General features: G+C 69.6%; 19 protein-coding genes. 15 read left to right on the plus strand and 4 right to left on the minus strand.

All coding sequences use genetic code 11. The features are described from left to right. Positions 1 to 14 precede the first annotated feature (14 nt). The 3 genes from ACYF6T_RS34410 to ACYF6T_RS34420 are packed head-to-tail and all read left to right on the plus strand — an operon-like array spanning position 15 to position 4,449. Positions 15 to 2,393, plus strand: coding sequence for a bifunctional polysaccharide deacetylase/glycosyltransferase family 2 protein (locus ACYF6T_RS34410; protein WP_461701442.1), 2,379 nt, complete (start codon positions 15 to 17; stop codon positions 2,391 to 2,393). After that, positions 2,393 to 3,760, plus strand: a complete 1,368-nt coding sequence (locus ACYF6T_RS34415; protein ID WP_461701443.1) for an acyltransferase family protein — start codon at positions 2,393 to 2,395, stop codon at positions 3,758 to 3,760. The genes ACYF6T_RS34410 and ACYF6T_RS34415 overlap by 1 nt, the downstream gene beginning before the upstream one ends. Next, positions 3,757 to 4,449 (plus strand): demethylmenaquinone methyltransferase, encoded by a 693-nt coding sequence (locus ACYF6T_RS34420; RefSeq protein WP_461701445.1) that lies wholly within the window; start codon positions 3,757 to 3,759, stop codon positions 4,447 to 4,449. Before ACYF6T_RS34415 ends, ACYF6T_RS34420 begins: the two co-directional genes overlap by 4 nt. A gap of 39 nt (positions 4,450 to 4,488) precedes the next feature. On the opposite strand, the gene ACYF6T_RS34425 is transcribed toward ACYF6T_RS34420, so the two are convergent. Next, positions 4,489 to 4,803 carry a PASTA domain-containing protein gene (locus tag ACYF6T_RS34425; RefSeq protein WP_461701446.1) on the minus strand — a complete coding sequence of 105 codons (315 nt, stop codon included), beginning with the start codon at positions 4,801 to 4,803 and terminating at the stop codon, positions 4,489 to 4,491. 123 nt (positions 4,804 to 4,926) lie between these two features. Continuing rightward, positions 4,927 to 5,451, minus strand: a complete 525-nt coding sequence (locus ACYF6T_RS34430) for a GNAT family N-acetyltransferase (protein WP_461701447.1) — start codon at positions 5,449 to 5,451, stop codon at positions 4,927 to 4,929. 97 nt (positions 5,452 to 5,548) lie between these two features. Between ACYF6T_RS34430 and ACYF6T_RS34435 the strand changes: the two genes are divergently transcribed. Beyond that, positions 5,549 to 6,856: a geranylgeranyl reductase family protein gene (locus ACYF6T_RS34435; RefSeq protein ID WP_461701448.1), complete on the plus strand. Its 1,308-nt coding sequence runs from the start codon at positions 5,549 to 5,551 to the stop codon at positions 6,854 to 6,856. Here ACYF6T_RS34435 and def read toward each other — a convergent pair whose 3' ends face one another. Together def and ACYF6T_RS34445 are read right to left on the minus strand one after the other, a co-directional pair. Continuing rightward, positions 6,857 to 7,483 carry a peptide deformylase gene (gene def, locus ACYF6T_RS34440; protein WP_461701449.1) on the minus strand — a complete coding sequence of 209 codons (627 nt, stop codon included), beginning with the start codon at positions 7,481 to 7,483 and terminating at the stop codon, positions 6,857 to 6,859. Between the two features lie 211 nt (positions 7,484 to 7,694). Further along, positions 7,695 to 8,498: a C40 family peptidase gene (locus ACYF6T_RS34445; RefSeq protein WP_461701450.1), complete on the minus strand. Its 804-nt coding sequence runs from the start codon at positions 8,496 to 8,498 to the stop codon at positions 7,695 to 7,697. Positions 8,499 to 9,263: 765 nt separating this feature from the next. Between ACYF6T_RS34445 and ACYF6T_RS34450 the strand changes: the two genes are divergently transcribed. Genes ACYF6T_RS34450 through nuoK form a run of 11 tightly spaced genes read left to right on the plus strand, consistent with a single transcriptional unit; the run spans position 9,264 to position 20,140 of the window. Beyond that, positions 9,264 to 9,623 (plus strand): NADH-quinone oxidoreductase subunit A, encoded by a 360-nt coding sequence (locus tag ACYF6T_RS34450; RefSeq protein WP_003992243.1) that lies wholly within the window; start codon positions 9,264 to 9,266, stop codon positions 9,621 to 9,623. 15 nt (positions 9,624 to 9,638) lie between these two features. After that, the gene (locus ACYF6T_RS34455; protein WP_023547484.1) at positions 9,639 to 10,193 is read left to right on the plus strand and encodes a NuoB/complex I 20 kDa subunit family protein; all 555 of its coding nucleotides are present in this window, start codon (positions 9,639 to 9,641) and stop codon (positions 10,191 to 10,193) included. Next, the gene (locus ACYF6T_RS34460; protein WP_461701453.1) at positions 10,190 to 10,975 is read left to right on the plus strand and encodes an NADH-quinone oxidoreductase subunit C; all 786 of its coding nucleotides are present in this window, start codon (positions 10,190 to 10,192) and stop codon (positions 10,973 to 10,975) included. Before ACYF6T_RS34455 ends, ACYF6T_RS34460 begins: the two co-directional genes overlap by 4 nt. Beyond that, positions 10,972 to 12,294 carry an NADH-quinone oxidoreductase subunit D gene (locus ACYF6T_RS34465; RefSeq protein ID WP_461701455.1) on the plus strand — a complete coding sequence of 441 codons (1,323 nt, stop codon included), beginning with the start codon at positions 10,972 to 10,974 and terminating at the stop codon, positions 12,292 to 12,294. The genes ACYF6T_RS34460 and ACYF6T_RS34465 overlap by 4 nt, the downstream gene beginning before the upstream one ends. Then, positions 12,291 to 13,163 (plus strand): NADH-quinone oxidoreductase subunit NuoE, encoded by an 873-nt coding sequence (gene nuoE, locus ACYF6T_RS34470; protein ID WP_461701457.1) that lies wholly within the window; start codon positions 12,291 to 12,293, stop codon positions 13,161 to 13,163. Before ACYF6T_RS34465 ends, nuoE begins: the two co-directional genes overlap by 4 nt. Beyond that, the gene (gene nuoF / locus ACYF6T_RS34475) at positions 13,160 to 14,509 is read left to right on the plus strand and encodes an NADH-quinone oxidoreductase subunit NuoF (RefSeq protein ID WP_461701459.1); all 1,350 of its coding nucleotides are present in this window, start codon (positions 13,160 to 13,162) and stop codon (positions 14,507 to 14,509) included. Before nuoE ends, nuoF begins: the two co-directional genes overlap by 4 nt. Further along, entirely contained in the window at positions 14,506 to 17,010 is a 2,505-nt protein-coding gene (locus ACYF6T_RS34480; protein ID WP_461701460.1) for an NADH-quinone oxidoreductase subunit G, read from the plus strand. Before nuoF ends, ACYF6T_RS34480 begins: the two co-directional genes overlap by 4 nt. Continuing rightward, complete coding sequence (gene nuoH / locus ACYF6T_RS34485) at positions 17,007 to 18,371, plus strand: NADH-quinone oxidoreductase subunit NuoH (protein WP_461701462.1); 1,365 nt, start codon at positions 17,007 to 17,009, stop codon at positions 18,369 to 18,371. Before ACYF6T_RS34480 ends, nuoH begins: the two co-directional genes overlap by 4 nt. Further along, positions 18,364 to 19,005 carry an NADH-quinone oxidoreductase subunit NuoI gene (gene nuoI, locus ACYF6T_RS34490; protein ID WP_461701463.1) on the plus strand — a complete coding sequence of 214 codons (642 nt, stop codon included), beginning with the start codon at positions 18,364 to 18,366 and terminating at the stop codon, positions 19,003 to 19,005. The genes nuoH and nuoI overlap by 8 nt, the downstream gene beginning before the upstream one ends. After that, positions 19,002 to 19,844: an NADH-quinone oxidoreductase subunit J gene (locus tag ACYF6T_RS34495; protein WP_461701464.1), complete on the plus strand. Its 843-nt coding sequence runs from the start codon at positions 19,002 to 19,004 to the stop codon at positions 19,842 to 19,844. Before nuoI ends, ACYF6T_RS34495 begins: the two co-directional genes overlap by 4 nt. Further along, positions 19,841 to 20,140: an NADH-quinone oxidoreductase subunit NuoK gene (gene nuoK, locus ACYF6T_RS34500; protein WP_242779136.1), complete on the plus strand. Its 300-nt coding sequence runs from the start codon at positions 19,841 to 19,843 to the stop codon at positions 20,138 to 20,140. Before ACYF6T_RS34495 ends, nuoK begins: the two co-directional genes overlap by 4 nt. Positions 20,141 to 20,148 lie beyond the last annotated feature (8 nt).

Here is a 20,148-nt window from a genome sequence, read left to right on the forward strand (position 1 = left end):
GAGCGCACAGGCCCATGTCCACGACGACGTCCTCACGCGGCCGCCGGCGTGCCCCCTCCCGCATCGAGCGGGCCGCGGGCAAGGCGGCGGCGCTGCAGCGCCCGCGCGTGATCCTCGCCCTGCTGCTCCTGCTCGGGCTGACCAGCGTGATGCTGCTCGACGGCTATCTGCGCGCCGAGGTCGGCGGCGACCAGCGGGTCCGCGACGGCGCCAGCTCCAGCAAGGTGCCCGACAAGATCCTCAACGGCGGGCCGATCCTGACCTACCGGGGCGGGCGGATGACCAGCCTCTCGGTGCCGGCGAAGACCATCGCCCTCACCTTCGACGACGGTCCGAACCCCACGTACACGCCCCAGGTCCTGGAGATCCTGGAGAAGTACGACGTCCCGGCCACGTTCTTCCTGGTCGGCTCGATGGTCTCGCGCTATCCGGGCATCGTGAAGACGATGGTCGAGCAGGGCAACGAGGTGGGCGTCCACACCTTCACCCACGTCGACCTCTCCTACCAGAGCGACGCCCGCATCGACCGTGAGATGGAGCAGACCCAGCTCGCGCTGGCGGGCGCGGCCGGCATCACCACCACGCTGTTCCGGGCGCCGTACTCCTCGGAGACCGACGCCATCGACAACTACAGCTGGCCCGTCTACAAGAAGCTCGCCAAGGACGGCTACACCAGCGTCTTCGTCGACACCGACAGCGACGACTGGAAGAAGCCGGGCGTCTCCAAGATCGTGCAGTGGGCCACGCCGAAGAGCGGCGACGGCGCTTCGGTCCTCATGCACGACGCCGGCGGCGACCGCTCGCAGACGATCAAGGCGTTGCCGAAGTACATCGAGAAGATGAAGGCGAAGGGCTACACCTTCACCACCGTCAGCGGTGTCATCGAGAAGGACACCACCGCCGGCCGGCAGGCGGCGACCGGCGCGACGGGCACGGCGAACGCCTCGGGGCCGACCGGTACGACGGCCACGGCGGGGACCTCGGGGCCGACCGGCGCGGAGGGCGTCGCGGGTGCCACGGGAGAGCAGCCCGCGGGCGGCCTCGACGGCCTCGGCACCGGCGGTACCGCGGCCACCGCCGCCCGTCTGCAGGCCGCCCACCGCACCGCCACCGGGACCACCCTCTACGAGGGCAAGGCGCTCATCGTGGCCGTCGCGGTCGCCGAGTGGACCGTGCCCGCGCTGTCGGCCGGACTCGTCGTCGTGGGCGTGGCCGTCATGGGACGGTTCGGGATGATGCTGATCCTCGCCCGGCGCCACTACAGACAGCGCAACAAACGCCGCTTCAGCTGGGGGCCGCCGGTCACCCGCCCGGTGAGCGTGATCGTCCCGGCGTACAACGAGAAGGAGTGCATCGCCAACACCCTCGGCTCGCTGGCGCAGAGCACGCACCCGATCGAGATCATCGTCGTCGACGACGGCTCCACCGACGGCACCAGCGAGATCGCCCGCAACGCGGCCATGGAGCTGGGCATGACCAACGTCCGCGTCATCCGGCAGGAGAACGCGGGCAAGCCGGCGGCCCTCAACAACGGTGTGCGCAGCGCCAGTCACGACATCGTCGTGATGATGGACGGCGACACCGTCTTCGAGCCGGACACCGTGCGCCAGCTCGTGCAGCCCTTCGCCGACCCCGAGGTCGGCGCGGTCGCCGGCAACGCCAAGGTCGGCAACCGCAACACGATCATCGGCGCCTGGCAGCACATCGAGTACGTGATGGGCTTCAACCTCGACCGGCGCATGTACGACCTGCTGCGCTGCATGCCGACCATCCCGGGCGCGATCGGCGCCTTCCGCCGCGAGGCGGTGCTCCAGGTCGGCGGCATGAGCGAGGACACCCTCGCCGAGGACACCGACATCACCATCGCCATGCACCGCGCGGGCTGGCGGGTCGTCTACCAGGAGCACGCCCGTGCCTGGACCGAGGCGCCGGGGTCCCTGAAGCAGCTGTGGTCCCAGCGCTACCGCTGGTCCTACGGCACCATGCAGGCGCTGTGGAAGCACCGCAAGTCCCTGACGGACAAGGGCCCTTCGGGCCGCTTCGGGCGGATCGGGATGCCGCTGGTGGTCGTCTTCCAGATCGTGACGCCCGTCTTCGCGCCGCTCATCGACGTGTTCACCGTCTACTCGATGATCTTCGTCGACTTCCAGGCGGCCCTGCTGGCCTGGCTGGCGGTGCTCGGCATCCAACTCGTCTGCGCCGCCTACGCGTTCCGTCTGGACCGCGAGAAGTACAGGTACCTGCTGATGATGCCGCTGCAGCAACTGGCCTACCGCCAGATGATGTACCTCGTCCTCATCCATTCCTGCATCACCGCCCTCACCGGCGGCCGCCTGCGCTGGCAGAAGCTGAAGCGGACCGGCGAGGTCGGCACCCCGGCGGGGGTGAGTTGATGAGCTGGGAGCAGCAGGCGTACGGGTACGGGCACCAGCCGTACCAGCAGCCACATCAGCAGCCGTACGGGCAGCAGTACCCGCAGCAGGGTTACGGTCAGGGGTACGGGTACCCGGGAAGCACGGGGTACCCGGGCCCTGCGCAGGCCCCTGTCCAGCAGCCGTATCCGCAGCAGTACGCCGACCACGGGCAGGGGGCGCCGGCCGAGTCGACGGCCCCCCTGCCGGTCGTGGAGCCGGAGCCGCAGCCGGAGCCCGCGGCTCCCCACGCCGCCGAGGTGGAGGAGGAGAAGCCTCCGCCTCGGCCCTCCGGCCGCGACCGCTACTTCGACACCCTGCGCGCCCTCGCCCTGATCCGCGTGGTCACGTACCACACCTTCGGCTGGGCCTGGTGCGGGCTGGTCCTCCCCTCCATGGGCATCATGTTCGGCCTGGCCGGCACGCTGATGGCCAAGTCGCTGGAGCGCCCGGCGCTCAAGGTGCTCAGGAGCAGGCTGCGCCGGCTGCTGCCCCCGTTCTGGTTCTGGGGCTTCTTCGTGGTCCTCGCGATGCTGATCCACGACTGGATGCCGGGCTGGCAGATCGTCTACTGGGTCGTGCCGCTCGGCGACCCGCCGGGCAACGCGTGGGGCGAGCAGGCCTGGGAGATCCTCTGGTACCTGCGCACCTACCTGTGGTTCGTCCTGCTCTCCCCGCTGCTGCTGCGCGTCTTCCGGCTCGCCCCGGTCCCGGTGCTGGTGCTGTCCCTGGCCCCGATCCTGGTCCTGAACTTCGTCTGGTCCGGTCCCGACAACCGGCTGGGCAGCGCGCTGTGGGACCTGTCGACGTACCTGTTCTGCTGGATCCTCGGCTTCGCACACCGCGACGGCGTCCTGCAGAAGCTCAAGCCGGCCGTGGTGGCGGTCCTCGCGCTCGCCGCGATGGGGTACGGCGCCTGGTACGCCTTCTCGCACCAGGCCGACTTCGGCACCTACGACCTGGACGAGAACCCGCTCGCGCAGGCCTTCTGGTCGGCCGGGTTCGTGATGCTGCTGATGTGGGCCAAGGCGTACTTCCGCATCGACTTCGCCTGGCTGACCCGTTTCCGGCGCTTGGACCGGACGGTGACCGTCTTCAACGCGCGCGCCGTGACGATCTACCTCTGGCACGAGATCGCACTGATCCTGGCCGTGCCGCTGATCGACCAGTTCTGGAACGTGCCCGCGTTCGAGAAGTGGCTGCCGCTGGAGAGCCAGTGGTTCATGTTCGGCATCGGCTGGATCCTGATCGCGGTGTTCGTGGTGGCGTGCGGATGGGTGGAGGACGTGGCGGCGAAGAAGAAGCCGACGCTCGTGCCCGGTGGCCGTACTGCCACAATGGGCCGGTGACCCGCGCATCCCTGGACAAGCAGCCGCACGAAGTCGCCTCGATGTTCGACAACGTGGCGGAACGGTACGACCTGACCAACGACGTGCTCTCCCTCGGCCAGGACCGGCGATGGCGCAAGGAGGTGGCGCGGGCCGTCGACGCGCGGCCCGCGCAGAAGGTCCTGGACCTGGCGGCCGGTACGGCGACCTCCTCGCTGCCGTTCGCGCGCACCGGCGCCTATGTGGTGCCCTGCGACTTCTCCCTCGGCATGCTGCGGGTCGGCAAGAGGAACCACCCCTGGCTGCCCTTCACCGCCGGGGACGCGACGAGGCTGCCGTTCAAGGACGACACCTTCGACGCGGTGACGATCTCCTTCGGGCTGCGCAACGTGCAGGACTTCGACGCCGCCCTGCGCGAGATGCACCGGGTGACGCGGCCCGGCGGCCGGGTGGTGATCTGCGAGTTCTCGCACCCGACCTGGGCGCCGTTCCGCACGGTCTACACCGAGTACCTGATGCGCGCCCTGCCGCCGGTCGCGCGCGCGGTCTCCTCCGCCCCCGACGCCTACGTCTATCTCGCCGAGTCCATCCGCGCCTGGCCCGACCAGCCGGCGCTGGCCGAGCACCTGCGCAAGGCCGGCTGGTCGAAGGTGGCCTGGCGCAACCTGACGGGCGGGGTCGTGGCCCTGCACCGCGGGTTCAAGAGCTGACGTTCCCGGCGCTCGGCCCGGGCCCGACGTTCCCGGCGCTCAGCCGGAGCCGATGACGGCGTACGGGTCACCGCCCGGTTCGTCCAGCTCGCGCTGCAGTCCGCCGGTGGGCGGCCGCGGGATGCGCGGCTCGCGCACGCCTCCGCCGCCTTCGCCCTCGCCGAAGTCGAACCACACGTACACCATCGAGTCCCGCGGCACCTCGGCGCCCGGCGCGGGGTACTGGCGTACGACGTAGTCGACCGCGGCCAGATGGAAGTCCGGCCGGTCGGGGGAGTTGATGAACAGGCCGCGGGACTGCGCCGCCTCGCGCGCGTCCATGGCCATCAAGCCGACGAGTCTCGGGACTCGCACTTCGGGTGTCTTGGGCGGTATGTGCACAGATGTCACCCCCAGCGGTACTGGCAGGGTAACCGCGTGGGGGCGCCGACCGGAAGCCTCAAGTCTCTTTCTGTAGCGGTCGGTTACCGTGAGTGGTCAGGCGGGCTCGCGGCCCGGCAGGTCCAGCCGGAAGCAGAGGGCCTCCTCCGGGAGGTGCGGGTGCGGGTAGGTGCGGGCCAGGCGCATGCCGAGGCGCTCGGTGACCGCGATGGAGCGCCGGTTGCCGGGCCGGACCATCGCCACGACGCTGTCCACGCCCGCCGCCCTGAGCCGTTCCAGCGTCATCTGCGCGGCCGCGGTCGCGTACCCCTTGCCCCAGTACGCCCGCCCGAGCCGCCAGCCGATCTCTATCTCGCCCGTCGGCCCCCACTCCCGCGGCCACGGCTGCGCGCCGGTGAAGCCCATGACGTCGCCGTCCTCGTTCACCATGGTCCACAGGCAGAAGCCGAGCTCCGCGTCGTGCCGGCGCTGGCGGGCGGTGAGCTCCTCGTAGACCGACAACTCCGCGGCCTTGCCGCCGTGGAACTCCATGACCTCGGGGTCGTCGAAGACCCGGTACCAGGCGACGGCGTCCTCGTCGGTGGGGACGCGCAGCCGTACGACGGGGAGAGCTCGGTTCACGGGGCAGCCCTTCAGCCGGGTGATCAGTTCCGCTGAATAGACTGCCGGTGTCCAGTGCCGGTCGGCACGCAGATTTCGAACTTGGGGAGATCCCGCCGTGACCGTCGTGACCGAGCCCCACTCCGACCCCTTTTCCGAGAACACCGCCGATGTGATCGTCGTCGGCGCGGGGCCGGCCGGCTCCACGACCGCGTACCACCTCGCCAAGGCCGGACTCGACGTGCTCCTGCTGGAGAAGACCGAGTTCCCCCGCGAGAAGGTGTGCGGCGACGGCCTCACCCCGCGCGCGGTCAAGCAGCTCGTGGCGATGGGCATCGACATCTCCGAGGAGGCCGGCTGGCTGCGCAACAAGGGGCTGCGCATCATCGGCGGCGGCGTCCGGCTCCAGCTGGACTGGCCGGATCTCGCCTCCTTCCCGGACTACGGACTCGTCCGCAAGCGCGACGACTTCGACGAGCAGCTCGCCCGCCAGGCCCAGAAGGCGGGGGCGCGGCTGTACGAGCGCTGCAACGTCGGCGCCCCGATCGTCGACGACCGCACCGGCCGCATCACCGGCGTGCACGCCAAACTGGGCGAGGACAAGCGCGAGGTCACCTTCCACGCGCCGCTCGTGGTGGCCGCCGACGGCAACTCCACCCGCCTGTCCCTGGCGATGGGCCTGCACCGCCGCGAGGACCGCCCCATGGGCGTGGCCGTGCGCACGTACTTCGAGTCGCCGCGCCACGACGACGACTACCTGGAGTCCTGGCTGGAGCTGTGGGACCGCCGCGGCCCCGGCGAGGACCGCCTGCTGCCCGGCTACGGCTGGATCTTCGGCATGGGCGACGGCACGTCCAACGTCGGCCTCGGCGTCCTGAACACCTCCGACTCCTTCAAGGAGCTCGACTGGCGCGAGGTGCTGAAGGCCTGGTGCGCCTCCATGCCCGAGGACTGGGGCTACACGCCGGAGAACATGACCGGCCCGATCCGCGGCGCCGCCCTCCCCATGGCCTTCAACCGCCAACCGCACTACACGCGCGGGCTGCTGCTGGTCGGCGACGCCGGCGGCCTGGTGAACCCCTTCAACGGCGAGGGCATCGCCTACGCCATGGAGTCCGGCCAGCTCGCCGCCGACGTCATCGTCCAGGCCCACGCCCGCCCGACCCCCGCGAGCCGCGAACTCGCCCTCCAGCGCTACCCGCGCGTCCTGAAGGACACCTACGGCGGCTACTACACGCTGGGCCGCGCCTTCGTGAAGCTCATCGGCAATCCGAAGATCATGAAGATCGCGGCCCAGCGCGGCCTGACGCACCCCCTGCTGATGAAGTTCACCCTCAAGCTGCTGGCCAACCTCACCGACCCGACCGGCGGCGACGCGATGGACCGCATCATCAACGGCCTGAGCAAGGTGGCGCCGAAGGCCTAGCTAGCCGTTCAGCGCCGCGACGTTGGCGGCCCGGCGGGCGAAGACCTCGTCGCGGCGGTCCGCCACCTGGCGCAGGGCGTCCTTGCGGTCGCGCTTGGAGAGCCGGTCCAGGTAGACGTGGCCGTTGACGTGGTCGGTCTCGTGGGCCAGGCAGCGCGCGAAGTACCCGGTGCCCTCGATGACGAGCGGCGCGCCGTCCTTGTCCAGCCCCCGCACCACGGCCCGGTCCGGCCGCGGTACGGCCATGACGGCACCGGGCACCGACAGGCACCCCTCGCCCTCGTCGAGCAGCCGGCGTCCGGCGGGGCCGAGCGGGTCGAGCACCGGGTTGACGACGTGTCCGACGTGCCGGACACCGTCGTCGTCCGGGCAGTCGTACACGAACAGCCGCAGATCGACGCCGACCTGGTTCGCCGCGAGCCCCGCTCCCTCGGCGACGTACATGGTCAGGAACATGTCGTCGATGAGCGCCGCCAGATCCGGCCCGAACTCGGTCACGTCCCGGCACGGCTTGTGCAGCACCTCCTCGCCGACCTCGGTGACGCGCCGCACCTTCCCGCGCCGTGCCTCGGGCGCGAGCGGCGGATAGGAGTCGACGGGCCTGCCTTGCACGAACACACTGGGCATGTGGGTGTCTCCTTGTGACGGTGAGGATGCTGCGGACGGCGGGACAACGGGGCTCCGGTCCACGGAGCCTCTCCCCGCCCTCCAGGAGACATGACAACAGAACACCCGCAACAGCCGCAGCAGAACACCGGCCACTCACACAGCCGCGCCGACGGTACGACGAAGGGCCGCTGCCCCCGAGCGGCTGCGGCCCTCCACGGTGTGCCGGGTGTCAGAGCACCCGCACCGCGCCGGTCGGCGGGTCGTAGGACAGCGGCTTCTCGACCACACCCGTCGAGGGGTTCTGCGCGCCGACGAACATGCCGTCGCCGACGTACACCCCCACGTGGTACGCGCTGCCCGCGCTGCCCCAGTACAGGATGTCGCCCGGCTGAAGGTTGCTCAGCGAGACCTGGGTGCCGGCCGTCGACTGGTCCTGGGAGACGCGCGGCAGGCTGATGCCGACCTGCTTGAAGGCGGTCTGCACCAGGCCCGAGCAGTCCCAGGAGTTGGGGCCGGTGCCGCCGGAGACGTAGGCGTCACCGATCTGCGCCTTCACGAAGGCGATGACCGCGGCGGCCGAACCGGTGGCCGTCGAGGAGCTCGTGGAGGCGGTGCTGGTCGTGGACGCGGCCAGCGTGGTCCGCTCGGCGCTGCGGGAGGCGGCCTGCTCGGCGGCGGCCTTGCGGGCGGCCTCCGCCTTCTTCCTGGCCTCCGCCTTCTTCTTGGCCTCCGCGAGGTCCGCCTTGGCCTGCTTGGCGGCCTTCGCGGCGGCCGCGTCACGCTCGGCCTGCAGCTGGTAGTTCGCGGCGGCCTGCTGGGTGGCCTCCGCGGACTGGGCGACCTGAGTGGACAGGTCGGCCGTCAGGGTGGGCAGTTGCAGGGTCTGCGTCGTCTCGGCGGCGCTCGCCGAGGCCGACGCGCCCGCCGCCGCCATGCTGAGGACGCCACCGGCCACTCCGGCACGCACCGCGAGGTTCGTCGTCGCGTTGCGGCGGGGCTTCCGGTGGCTGCGTATGTGAGCGGTGTGGGACATGAGAACAACCGGTATCAGGGGCTCCTCCATACCTTCAAGAAACGTGTGGTGCGCCACAGTTGCTCAATCGGAGCCCCAAATACCCTGCGCGTCACTCTTTATTGACGCCGTAACGGACATTGCGGGCGCGACCCAACGGGCCCGTGATCACGGTCTTTCGCCATTACGCCCGAATTGCCCCGCGCTTACCACTGGTTGAGGCACGTGGCCAAGCCCGCTTCTCAGGCGCCTCTCATGGATGTGGCGGAGGTCACGCAACGGTCACAGTGGCGGGTGCGTCTCGCGCGGGGATCACGGCCCGATTGCGCTCCGGTCACGACCGTGACCCGCTCGTGAACGCGTGCACGCGTCCACATCGCACCCCGCGCCTCCTCCTGATGTGTGAACGGCGGCCTCTATCAAGGGGCCGCGTCCAGCGCCAATTTGCATGCAAGGGAACTCTCTTGATATGGAGACGCCCCTCCGGACCTGCGCCGACGAGCGGAAATGTCACCTCTGGTGATCAGTCGGACGCTTCACGTACGAAGATCACCGCTCATCCGACTTCATGATCCTTCGTCAGGTGGTGGAGATCACAAAGCTTGTGCAATACCCCGTGTCGCAGATCACAGAGCCACGGGCATAAGATGCGAGGCAGTTGGGCTTGTGACCTGCTTCACATGTTCTCGATCTTCGCCGGGACGGGCGGGGTGAGAGGGGCGTGAGAGGCGGGTGTGAGTCCGGCCATCGCCAGCAGTCAGTGCCGACTGAGAGGAGCGAGGAGCGGTGAACGCGTATGCGCCCATCCTCGTACTGGGAGCCCTCGGGGCAGGCTTTGCGATCTTCTCCGTGGTCATGGCCACGCTGATCGGTCCGAAGCGGTACAACCGGGCCAAGCTCGAAGCCTACGAGTGCGGGATCGAGCCGACCCCCACGCCGGCCGGCGGCGGGCGCTTCCCCATCAAGTACTACCTGACGGCGATGCTCTTCATCGTCTTCGACATCGAGATCGTCTTCCTTTATCCCTGGGCCGTCACCTTCGACGCCCTGGGGATTTTCGGGCTCGTGGAGATGCTGCTCTTCGTGCTCACCGTCTTCGTCGCGTACGCGTACGTATGGCGGCGCGGCGGCCTGGAATGGGACTGAGGGGCCTTTAACGACATGGGACTCGAAGAAAAGCTGCCGAGCGGATTCCTGCTGACCACCGTCGAACAGGCCGCGGGCTGGGTGCGCAAGGCGTCCGTCTTCCCGGCCACCTTCGGCCTGGCCTGCTGCGCCATCGAGATGATGACCACCGGCGCCGGCCGCTACGACCTGGCCCGCTTCGGCATGGAGGTCTTCCGCGGATCTCCGCGCCAGGCCGACCTGATGATCGTCGCCGGTCGGGTCAGCCAGAAGATGGCGCCGGTGCTGCGGCAGGTCTACGACCAGATGCCGAACCCCAAGTGGGTCATCTCCATGGGGGTCTGCGCCTCCTCGGGCGGCATGTTCAACAACTACGCGATCGTCCAGGGCGTCGACCACATCGTCCCCGTCGACATCTACCTGCCCGGCTGCCCGCCGCGGCCGGAGATGCTGATGGACGCCATCCTCAAGCTCCACCACAAGATCCAGACCTCCAAGCTCGGCGTGAACGCCGAGGAGGCGGCCCGCGAGGCGGAGGAGGCGGCGCTCAAGGCCCTGCCCACGATCGAGATGAAGGGGCTGCTGCGGTGAGCGACGCGAACGGCACGGGCGGCGCGAACGGCTCCGCGAACGGGGTGAACGGCTCCGCGAACGGGGTGAACCCCGAGAAGGACCTCTCCGCCTCCAACCTCCCCGGCCAGCGCGGCCAGGGCGGTGAGGAGATCCGCGTCCAGCGCGGCATGTTCGGCGCCAACAACGGCGGCGACACCTCCGGCTACGGTGGCCTGGTCCGCTCGGTCCGACTCCCGGGACCGGCGGCCCGCCCCTACGGCGGCTGGTTCGACGAGGTCGCCGACGAGCTGGAGGGCGCCCTGGAGGAGCAGGGCCTGCTCCCCGACAACGCCATCGAGAAGACGGTCGTCGACCGCGGCGAACTCACCTTCCACATCGAGCGCGAACACCTGGTCCGCGTCGCCCGCACCCTGCGCGACGACCCGGCCCTGCGGTTCGAACTGTGCACCGGCGTCAGCGGCGTCCACTACCCGCACGACAAGGGCCGCGAGCTGCACGCCGTGTACCACCTGCGCTCGATCACCCACAACCGGCTGATCCGCCTCGAAGTCAGCGCCCCGGACAGCGACCCGACGATCCCCTCGCTGGTCTCGGTGTACCCGACGAACGACTGGCACGAGCGCGAGACCTACGACTTCTTCGGGATCGTCTTCGACGGTCACCCGGCCCTGACCCGGATCATGATGCCGGACGACTGGCAGGGCCATCCGCAGCGCAAGGACTATCCCCTCGGCGGCATCCCCGTCGAGTACAAGGGCGCCCAGATCCCGGCTCCGGACCAGCGGAGGTCGTACTCGTGAGCACTTCCCACGCTTCCCCCCGCGAGACCACCGAGGGCACCGTCTACACGGTCACCGGTGGCGACTGGGACGAGGTCGTGCAGTCCGCGGCCCGCGCCGACGACGAGCGCATCGTCGTCAACATGGGCCCCCAGCACCCCTCCACCCACGGCGTGCTCCGCCTGATCCTGGAGATCGAGGGCGAGACGGTCACCGAGGCCCGCTGCGGTATCGGCTACCTCCACACCGGCATCGAGAAGAACCTCGAGTTCCGCACCTGGACGCAGGGCACCACGTTCGTGACCCGCATGGACTACCTGACGTCCTTCTTCAACGAGACCGCCTACTGCCTCGCCGTCGAGAAACTCCTCGGCATCGAGGACCAGATCACCGAGCGAGCCAAGATCATCCGGGTGCTCCTGATGGAGCTGAACCGGCTCTCCTCGCACCTGGTGTGCATCGCCACCGGCGGCATGGAACTCGGCGCCACCACGATCATGATCTACGGATTCCGTGATCGTGAAATGATTCTCGACATCTACGAGCTCATCACGGGCCTGCGGATGAACCACGCGTACATCCGCCCCGGCGGACTCGCCCAGGACCTGCCGCCCGGCGCGGTGGACCAGATCCGCGAGTTCGTGAAGAAGATGAAGAAGAACCTCCCGGAGTACGACAAGCTCGCCACCGGGAACCCCATCTTCAAGGCCCGCATGCAGGACATCGGCTACCTCGACCTGGCCGGCTGCATGGCCCTCGGCGCGACGGGCCCGATCCTGCGCTCCACCGGCCTGCCGCACGACCTGCGCAAGGCCCAGCCCTACTGCGGCTACGAGACCTACGACTTCGACGTCCCGGTCGCCGACACCTGCGACGCCTACGGCCGGTTCCTGATCCGCCTGGAGGAGATGCACCAGTCGCTCAGGATCGTCGAGCAGTGCCTGGACCGGCTGCAGCCCGGCCCGGTCATGGTCGCCGACAAGAAGATCGCCTGGCCCGCCCAGCTCGCCCTGGGACCGGACGGCCTGGGCAACTCCCTCGACCACATCAAGAAGATCATGGGCACCTCCATGGAGGCCCTGATCCACCACTTCAAGCTGGTCACCGAGGGCTTCCGCGTCCCGCCGGGACAGGCGTACGCGGCCGTCGAGTCCCCCAAGGGCGAACTCGGGGTGCACGCCGTGTCCGACGGCGGCACCCGCCCCTTCCGGGTCCACTTCCGCGACCCGTCCTTCACCAACCTGCAGGCCATGGCGGCGATGTGCGAGGGCGGCCAGGTCGCCGACGTCATCGTCGCCGTCGCGTCCATCGACCCCGTGATGGGAGGCGTCGACCGGTGACCACCTCTTCTTCGGAGCGGGGCGTCAGCCTGGGCATGCCCGAACTGCCCGCGCCCGCCTACCCGGACGACGTCCGTGAGCGGCTGGAGCGGGACGCGCGCGAGATCATCGCCCGCTACCCCGACTCCCGCTCGGCCCTGCTGCCGCTGCTGCACCTCGTGCAGTCGGAGGAGGGCCATGTCACGCGCACCGGGATGCAGTTCTGCGCGGACGTGCTCGACCTGACCACGGCCGAGGTCACCGCCGTCGCCACCTTCTACACCATGTACCGGCGCAAGCCGTCCGGTGACTACCAGGTGGGCGTGTGCACCAACACGCTGTGCGCGGTGATGGGCGGCGACGCGATCTTCGAGGAGCTCCAGGAGCACCTCGGCGTCGGCAACGGCGAGACCACCGACGACGGCAAGGTCACCCTGGAGCACATCGAGTGCAACGCGGCCTGCGACTTCGCGCCGGTGGTGATGGTCAACTGGGAGTTCTTCGACAACCAGACCCCGGCCAGCGCCAAGCGCCTCGTCGACGACCTGCGCGCGGGACGCGCCGTCGAACCCACGCGCGGGGCGCGCCTGTGCACCTTCAAGGAGACCGCGCGGATCCTGGCCGGCTTCCCCGACGAGCGGCCCGGAGCCGTCGAGGAGAGCGGCAGCGCGGGACCGGCGTCGCTGGTGGGTCTCCGCCTGGCCAAGGGAGAGACCGCACCCGCGCGCGTGGTCCATCCGCGCGACGGCGGCCCCCACGAGGAGCCGCAGGACAGGGCAGTGCACGAGCCGTCGCCGACCGAGCATCTGAGCTCGCACGACGCGCCACAGGACACGTCGGCCTCCGACCCGGCCCACCCGGCCGGGCCCGCCGCCGAGGAGGGGGAGTGATGACCTTGGCAGCCGAGCTGAAAGACACCAGCCCCGAGAAGCTGCTCGCACCCGTGCTGTCGGCCTTCTGGGACGAGGACAGGTCCTGGACGCTGGACGTCTACCGAAGGCACGAAGGATACGAGGGGCTGCGCAAGGCACTCGCCATGTCGCCGGACGACGTCATCGCGTACGTCAAGGACTCCGGTCTGCGCGGCCGCGGCGGCGCGGGATTCCCGACGGGAATGAAATGGCAGTTCATTCCCCAAGGGGATGGAAAGCCGCACTATCTAGTTGTCAACGCCGACGAGTCGGAGCCCGGAACCTGCAAGGACATCCCGCTCCTCTTCGCGAACCCGCATAGCCTCATCGAGGGCATTGTCATCGCGTGTTACGCCATCAGGTCGTCGCATGCCTTCATCTATCTGCGTGGTGAAGTCGTCCCCGTGCTGCGGCGGTTGCACTCGGCCGTGAGCGAGGCCTACGCGGCCGGCTACCTCGGACAGAACATCCTCGGCAGCGGCCTCGATCTCCAGCTCACCGTGCACGCGGGCGCCGGTGCGTACATCTGCGGTGAGGAGACCGCACTGCTCGACTCGCTCGAAGGCCGCCGTGGTCAACCGCGGCTCCGTCCCCCTTTCCCTGCGGTCGCGGGCCTCTATGCGTGCCCGACTGTTGTGAACAACGTCGAGTCGATCGCGTCGGTTCCCGCAATCCTGAATCGGGGCAAGGAATGGTTCCGGTCGATGGGCAGCGAGAAGTCGCCGGGCTTCACGCTCTACTCGCTCAGCGGCCACGTCGCCAGCCCCGGCCAGTACGAGGCCCCGCTCGGCGTCACACTCCGCCAGCTGCTGGAGATGAGCGGCGGAATGCGACCGGGCCACCGACTGAAGTTCTGGACGCCGGGCGGCTCCTCGACGCCGATGTTCACCGACGAACACCTCGACGTCCCCCTCGACTACGAGGGCGTGGGCGCCGCCGGCTCCATGCTCGGCACCAAGGCCCTGCAGTGCTTCGACGAGACGACCTGCGTCGTGCGCGCCGTGACCCGCTGGACCGAGTTCTACGCCCACGAGTCCTGCGGCAAGTGCACGCCGTGCCGCGAAGGCACCTACTGGCTCGTGCAGTTGCTGCGTGACATCGAGGCCGGCAAGGGCACCATGTCCGACCTCGACAAGCTGAACGACATCGCCGACAACATCAACGGCAAGTCCTTCTGCGCCCTCGGCGACGGCGCCGCCTCGCCGATCTTCTCCTCGCTCAAGTACTTCCGCGAGGAGTACGAGCAGCACATCACCGGCCGGGGCTGCCCCTTCGACCCGGCGAAGTCCACGGCCTGGGCCGACCGCCCGGAGGTGAACGCATGACCGTGACCACCAGCGCTCCCGCGGGAGGGGGAGAGGCGGCGGTCCCGCCGGAAGATCTCGTGACGCTGACCATCGACGGCGCCGAGATCAGCGTGCCCAAGGGCACCCTGGTCATCCGGGCCGCCGAACAGCTCGGCATCGAGATCCCCCGCTTCTGCGACCACCCCCTCCTCGACCCGGCCGGCGCCTGCCGCCAGTGCATCGTCGAGGTCGAGGGCCAGCGCAAGCCGATGGCGTCCTGCACCATCACGTGCACCGACGGCATGGTCGTCAAGACCCAGCTCACCTCGCCGGTCGCCGACAAGGCCCAGCACGGTGTGATGGAGCTGCTCCTCATCAACCACCCGCTGGACTGCCCGGTCTGCGACAAGGGCGGTGAGTGCCCGCTGCAGAACCAGGCCATGTCGCACGGCCAGGCCGAGTCCCGCTTCGACGGAAAGAAGCGGACGTACGAGAAGCCCGTGCCGATCTCCACGCAGGTCCTGTTGGACCGCGAGCGGTGCGTGCTGTGCGCCCGCTGCACCCGCTTCTCCAACCAGATCGCCGGCGACCCGATGATCGAGCTGATCGAGCGGGGCGCCCTGCAGCAGGTCGGCACCGGCGAGGGCGACCCCTTCGAGTCGTACTTCTCCGGCAACACCATCCAGATCTGCCCGGTCGGCGCGCTCACCTCGGCGGCGTACCGGTTCCGCTCCCGCCCCTTCGACCTGGTCTCCTCGCCGAGCGTGTGCGAGCACTGCTCCGGCGGCTGCGCGACCCGTACCGACCACCGGCGCGGCAAGGTCATGCGGCGCCTGGCGGCCAACGACCCCGAGGTCAACGAGGAGTGGATCTGCGACAAGGGCCGCTTCGCGTTCCGCTACGCCCAGCAGCGCGACCGACTCACCACGCCGTTGGTGCGCAACGCCGAGGGCGACCTCGAACCGGCCTCCTGGCCGGAGGCGCTGCAGATCGCGGCGCAGGGACTGCTCGCCTCGCGCGGCCGCACCGGCGTCCTGACCGGCGGTCGCCTCACCGTCGAGGACGCCTACGCGTACAGCAAGTTCGCGCGCGTGGCGCTCGACACGAACGACATCGACTTCCGCGCGCGTGTGCACAGCACCGAGGAAGCCGACTTCCTGGCCGCGCGGATCGCCGGTCGCGGCCGTGACCTCGACGGTACGGGTGTCACGTACACCCTGCTGGAGAAGGCGCCCGCGGTCCTGCTGGTCGGGTTCGAGGCCGAGGAGGAGGCGCCCGGCGTCTTCCTCCGGCTGCGCAAGGCCTGGCGCAAGCACGGACAGAAGGTGTTCGCGCTGGCCACGCACGCGACCCGCGGACTGGAGAAGGCGGGCGGCACGCTGCTGCCGGCCGCTCCCGGCACCGAGACCGAGTGGCTGGACGCGCTCGCCGGCGGGGTCGGCCTGGAGGAGGACGGCGCGAAGGCCGCCGAGGCGCTGCGCGCCGAGGGCGCCGTCATCGTCGTCGGCGAGCGGCTGGCCGCCGTCGCGGGCGGGCTCACCGCCGCCGTACGGGCCGCCTCCGCCACCGGCGCCGCACTGGCGTGGATCCCGCGGCGGGCCGGGGAGCGCGGCGCCGTCGAGGCGGGCGCGCTGCCCTCGCTGCTGCCGGGCGGACGGCCGGCGACCGACCCACGCGCGCGTGAGGAGGTCGCCGCCGTCTGGGGGATCGCCGATCTCCCGCACCACTACGGCCGCGACACCAGCCAGATCATCGAGGCCGCCGTCAGCGGCGAACTGCAGGCCCTGGTCGTCGCGGGCGTCGAGATCGCCGACCTGCCCGACCCGGCACGCGCGCGTGAAGCGCTTCACGAGGCCGGGTTCGTGGTGTCGCTGGAGCTGCGGCCCAGCGAGGTCACCGAGCACGCCAGCGTGGTCCTGCCGGTCGCCGCGGTCGCCGAGAAGCCGGGCACCTTCCTCAACTGGGAGGGCCGGGTGCGGTTCTTCGACGCCGCGCTCAAGCCCGACCAGATGACCCGCCGCCTCGCGCCGACCGACGCGCGCGTGCTGCAGATGCTGGCCGACGCCATGGACGTCCACCTGGGGCTGCCCGATCTGCGCACCATCCGCGCGGAGATCGACCGGCTCGGCGCCTGGGACGGCCCGCGCGCCACCGAGCCGATGGAGAGCGGGGGCGTGCTGCCCCGGCCCGCCGCCGGGGAGGCCGTGCTCGCCGGTCACCGCCTCCTGCTCGACCAGGGCGTCCTCCAGGAGGGCGACGAGGCGCTCGCCGGCACCCGGCACGCCGCCCACGCGCGCCTGTCGGCCGCCACCGCGGCGGAGGCGGGCGTCAAGGACGGCGATCTCCTCGCCGTGACCGGTCCCGCCGGAGTCGTCGAACTCCCCTTGCGGATCACCGAGATGCCCGACCGGGTGGTCTGGCTCCCGCTGAACTCCGTCGGCGGGGGAGTCGCCTCCGACACCGGGGCGCTGCCCGGCGCCCTCGTCCGCATCGGCCCGGCGACGCTCGACGCCGAAGCCCCCGAGGAGGTGGAGGCATGAGCCCGTACCTCGCCGCTGAAGACCTCTCGATGTTCGGCCGCGACCCCTGGTGGCTGGTCGTCGTCAAGGCCGTCTTCTGCTTCGCGTTCCTGATGGTGACCGTGCTGTTCTCCATCGTCTGGGAGCGCAAGGTCGTCGCCTGGATGCAGCTGCGCATCGGCCCCAACCGGCACGGCCCCTGGGGCATGCTCCAGTCGCTCGCCGACGGCGTGAAGCTGATGCTCAAGGAAGACGTCATCGTCAAGCGCGCCGACAAGGTGGTGTACGTCCTCGCGCCGATCGTCGCGGCCATCCCGGCCTTCATGGCGATCGCCGTGATCCCCTTCGGCCCGGCCGGCAACGAGATCTCGATCTTCGGCCACCGCACCACGATGCAGCTCACCGACCTGCCGATCGCGATGCTCTACATCCTCGCGGTCGCCTCGGTCGGCATCTACGGCATCGTGCTGGCGGGTTGGAGTTCCGGATCCACCTATCCGCTGCTGGGCGGTCTGCGCTCCTGCGCGCAGATGATCTCCTACGAGATCGCGATGGGCGCCGCGTTCGCCTCCGTGTTCCTCTACTCCGGGTCGATGTCGACGTCGACGATCGTCGAGCAGCAGCACGACCGCTGGTACATCCTGCTGCTGCCGGTCTCGTTCATCCTCTACATCGTCACGATGGTCGGCGAGACCAACCGCGCCCCCTTCGACATGCCGGAATCCGAGGGTGACCTGGTCGGCGGCTTCAACACCGAGTACTCGTCGATCAAGTTCGCGATGTTCATGCTCGCCGAGTACGTCAACATGGTGACGGTCTCGGCCGTGTCGACCACGCTCTTCCTCGGCGGCTGGCGCGCCCCCTGGCCGATCAGCACCTTCTGGGAGGGCGCCAACCACGGCTGGTGGCCGCTGCTCTGGTTCGTGATCAAGGTCCAGCTGCTGCTGTTCTTCTTCATCTGGCTGCGCGGCACGCTTCCGCGGGTGCGCTACGACCAGCTGATGAAGCTCGGCTGGAAGGTCCTCATCCCCGTCTCCGTGGTCTGGCTGATGCTGGTCGCCACCGTGCGGGCGCTGAGGAACGAGAACTACGACTTCGCCGACATCGCGCTGTACATCGGCGGCGCGGTCCTCGCCCTGCTCCTGCTGTCCTTCGTCGCCGACATGTTCCGCGAGCGGGCGAAGGCGGCCGAGCGGCCCGCCGCGGAGCCGGCCGGGTTCGACCCGATGGCTGGCGGATTCCCGGTACCACCCCTGCCCGGGCAGGAGCTTCCGCCGGTGCCCAGGCGCCGTCCGCGCCGGGAGCGGGAGCTCATTGTCAGTGGTGGGTCGGATACTGCCAGTGACGGATCTTCGGATGGAAAGGAGGCGTCCGATGGCTGAGGAGCCCAAGGAGACCAAGCCCGGTTTCATGAACCCCGTCGCCGGCTTCGGCGTGACCTTCAAGGCCATGTTCAAGAAGCGGCTGACCGAGCAGTACCCGGAGCAGCAGAAGACCACCGCCCCCCGGTTCCACGGACGGCACCAGCTCAACCGCCATCCGGACGGCCTGGAGAAGTGCGTCGGCTGTGAACTGTGCGCCTGGGCCTGCCCCGCCGACGCCATCTACGTGGAGGGCGCCGACAACACGGACGAGGAGCGCTACTCGCCGGGTGAGCGCTACGGCCGCGTCTACCAGATCAACTACGCCCGCTGCATCCTGTGCGGTCTGTGCATCGAGGCGTGCCCCACGCGCGCGCTGACGATGACCAACGAGTTCGAGCTCGCCGACTCCAGCCGCGCCAACCTCATCTACACCAAGGAGCAGCTGCTCGCCGGTCTCGAAGAGGGCATGGTCGACACCCCGCACGCCATCTACCCCGGCACCGACGAGCAGGACTACTACCGGGGACTGGTCACCGAGGCCGCGCCCGGCACGGTGCGTCAGCCGGCCCTCTCCAAGGGCGAGGTCGTCCAGGAGGGCGACTCCACCTTCGGTGAGGGCGAGCCCGCCTCGGAGAAGGTGATCGGCCGATGAGCGCGCAGCAACTCGCCGCCTACTCCACCTCCACCGGAGAGGCCTTCCAGTTCTGGGTCCTCGGCACCGTCGCCGTGATCGGCGCCCTGTCCACCGTCTTCATGAAGAAGGCCGTGCACAGCGCGCTGTCGCTCGCCGGCACCATGATCATCCTGGCGGTGTTCTACCTCGCCAACGGCGCCTACTTCCTGGGCATCGTGCAGATCGTCGTCTACACCGGCGCGATCATGATGCTGTTCCTGTTCGTGGTGATGCTCGTCGGCGTGACGGCCGCGGACTCGCTGAAGGAGACCATCAAGGGCCAGCGCTGGCTGGCCCTTCTGTGCGGCCTCGGCTTCGGCGTCCTGCTGATCGCCGGGATCGGCAACGCCTCCCTCAAGGAGTTCAACGGCCTGGCCGAGGCGAACACGAACGGCAACGTGGAGGGCCTGGCCGCCCTCATCTTCACCAAGTACGTCTTCGCCTTCGAAATCACCGGCGCCCTGCTGATCACGGCCGCCGTCGGCGCCATGGTGCTCACCCACCGCGAGCGCACCGAGCGCGCCAAGACCCAGCGCGAACTGTCCGAACAGCGCGTACGCGAGGGCAGGTACGTGCCGCCGCTGCCGGCACCGGGTGTGTACGCCCGGCACAACGCGGTGGACATCGCGGGCCTGCTGCCCGACGGCACCCCGTCCGAGCTCACCGTCAGCAAGACGCTGCGCGAGCGCGGTCAGATCCGTGACGTGTCCGCCGAGGCGCTCAACGACCTCAAGGCGCTGGAGCAGCGCGCCGAGGAGCGCCTGGAGCGCACCGCGATCGAACCGGCCACCTTCAAGCGGGAGGAGGCGTCGAAGTGAACCCGGTCAACTACCTGTATCTCTCGGCCCTGTTGTTCACGATCGGCGCCACCGGCGTACTGATCAGGCGCAACGCGATCGTCGTGTTCATGTGCATCGAACTGATGCTGAACGCCTGCAACCTCGCGTTCGTCACCTTCTCCCGGATGCACGGCAACCTCGACGGCCAGATCATCGCCTTCTTCACGATGGTCGTCGCCGCCGCGGAGGTCGTGGTCGGGCTGGCGATCATCGTGTCCCTGTTCCGTTCCCGCCACTCGGCCTCGGTCGACGACGCCAGCCTGATGAAGCTCTGAGGGGTCGG

The sequence above is a fragment of the Streptomyces sp. 7R007 genome (assembly GCF_054850255.1).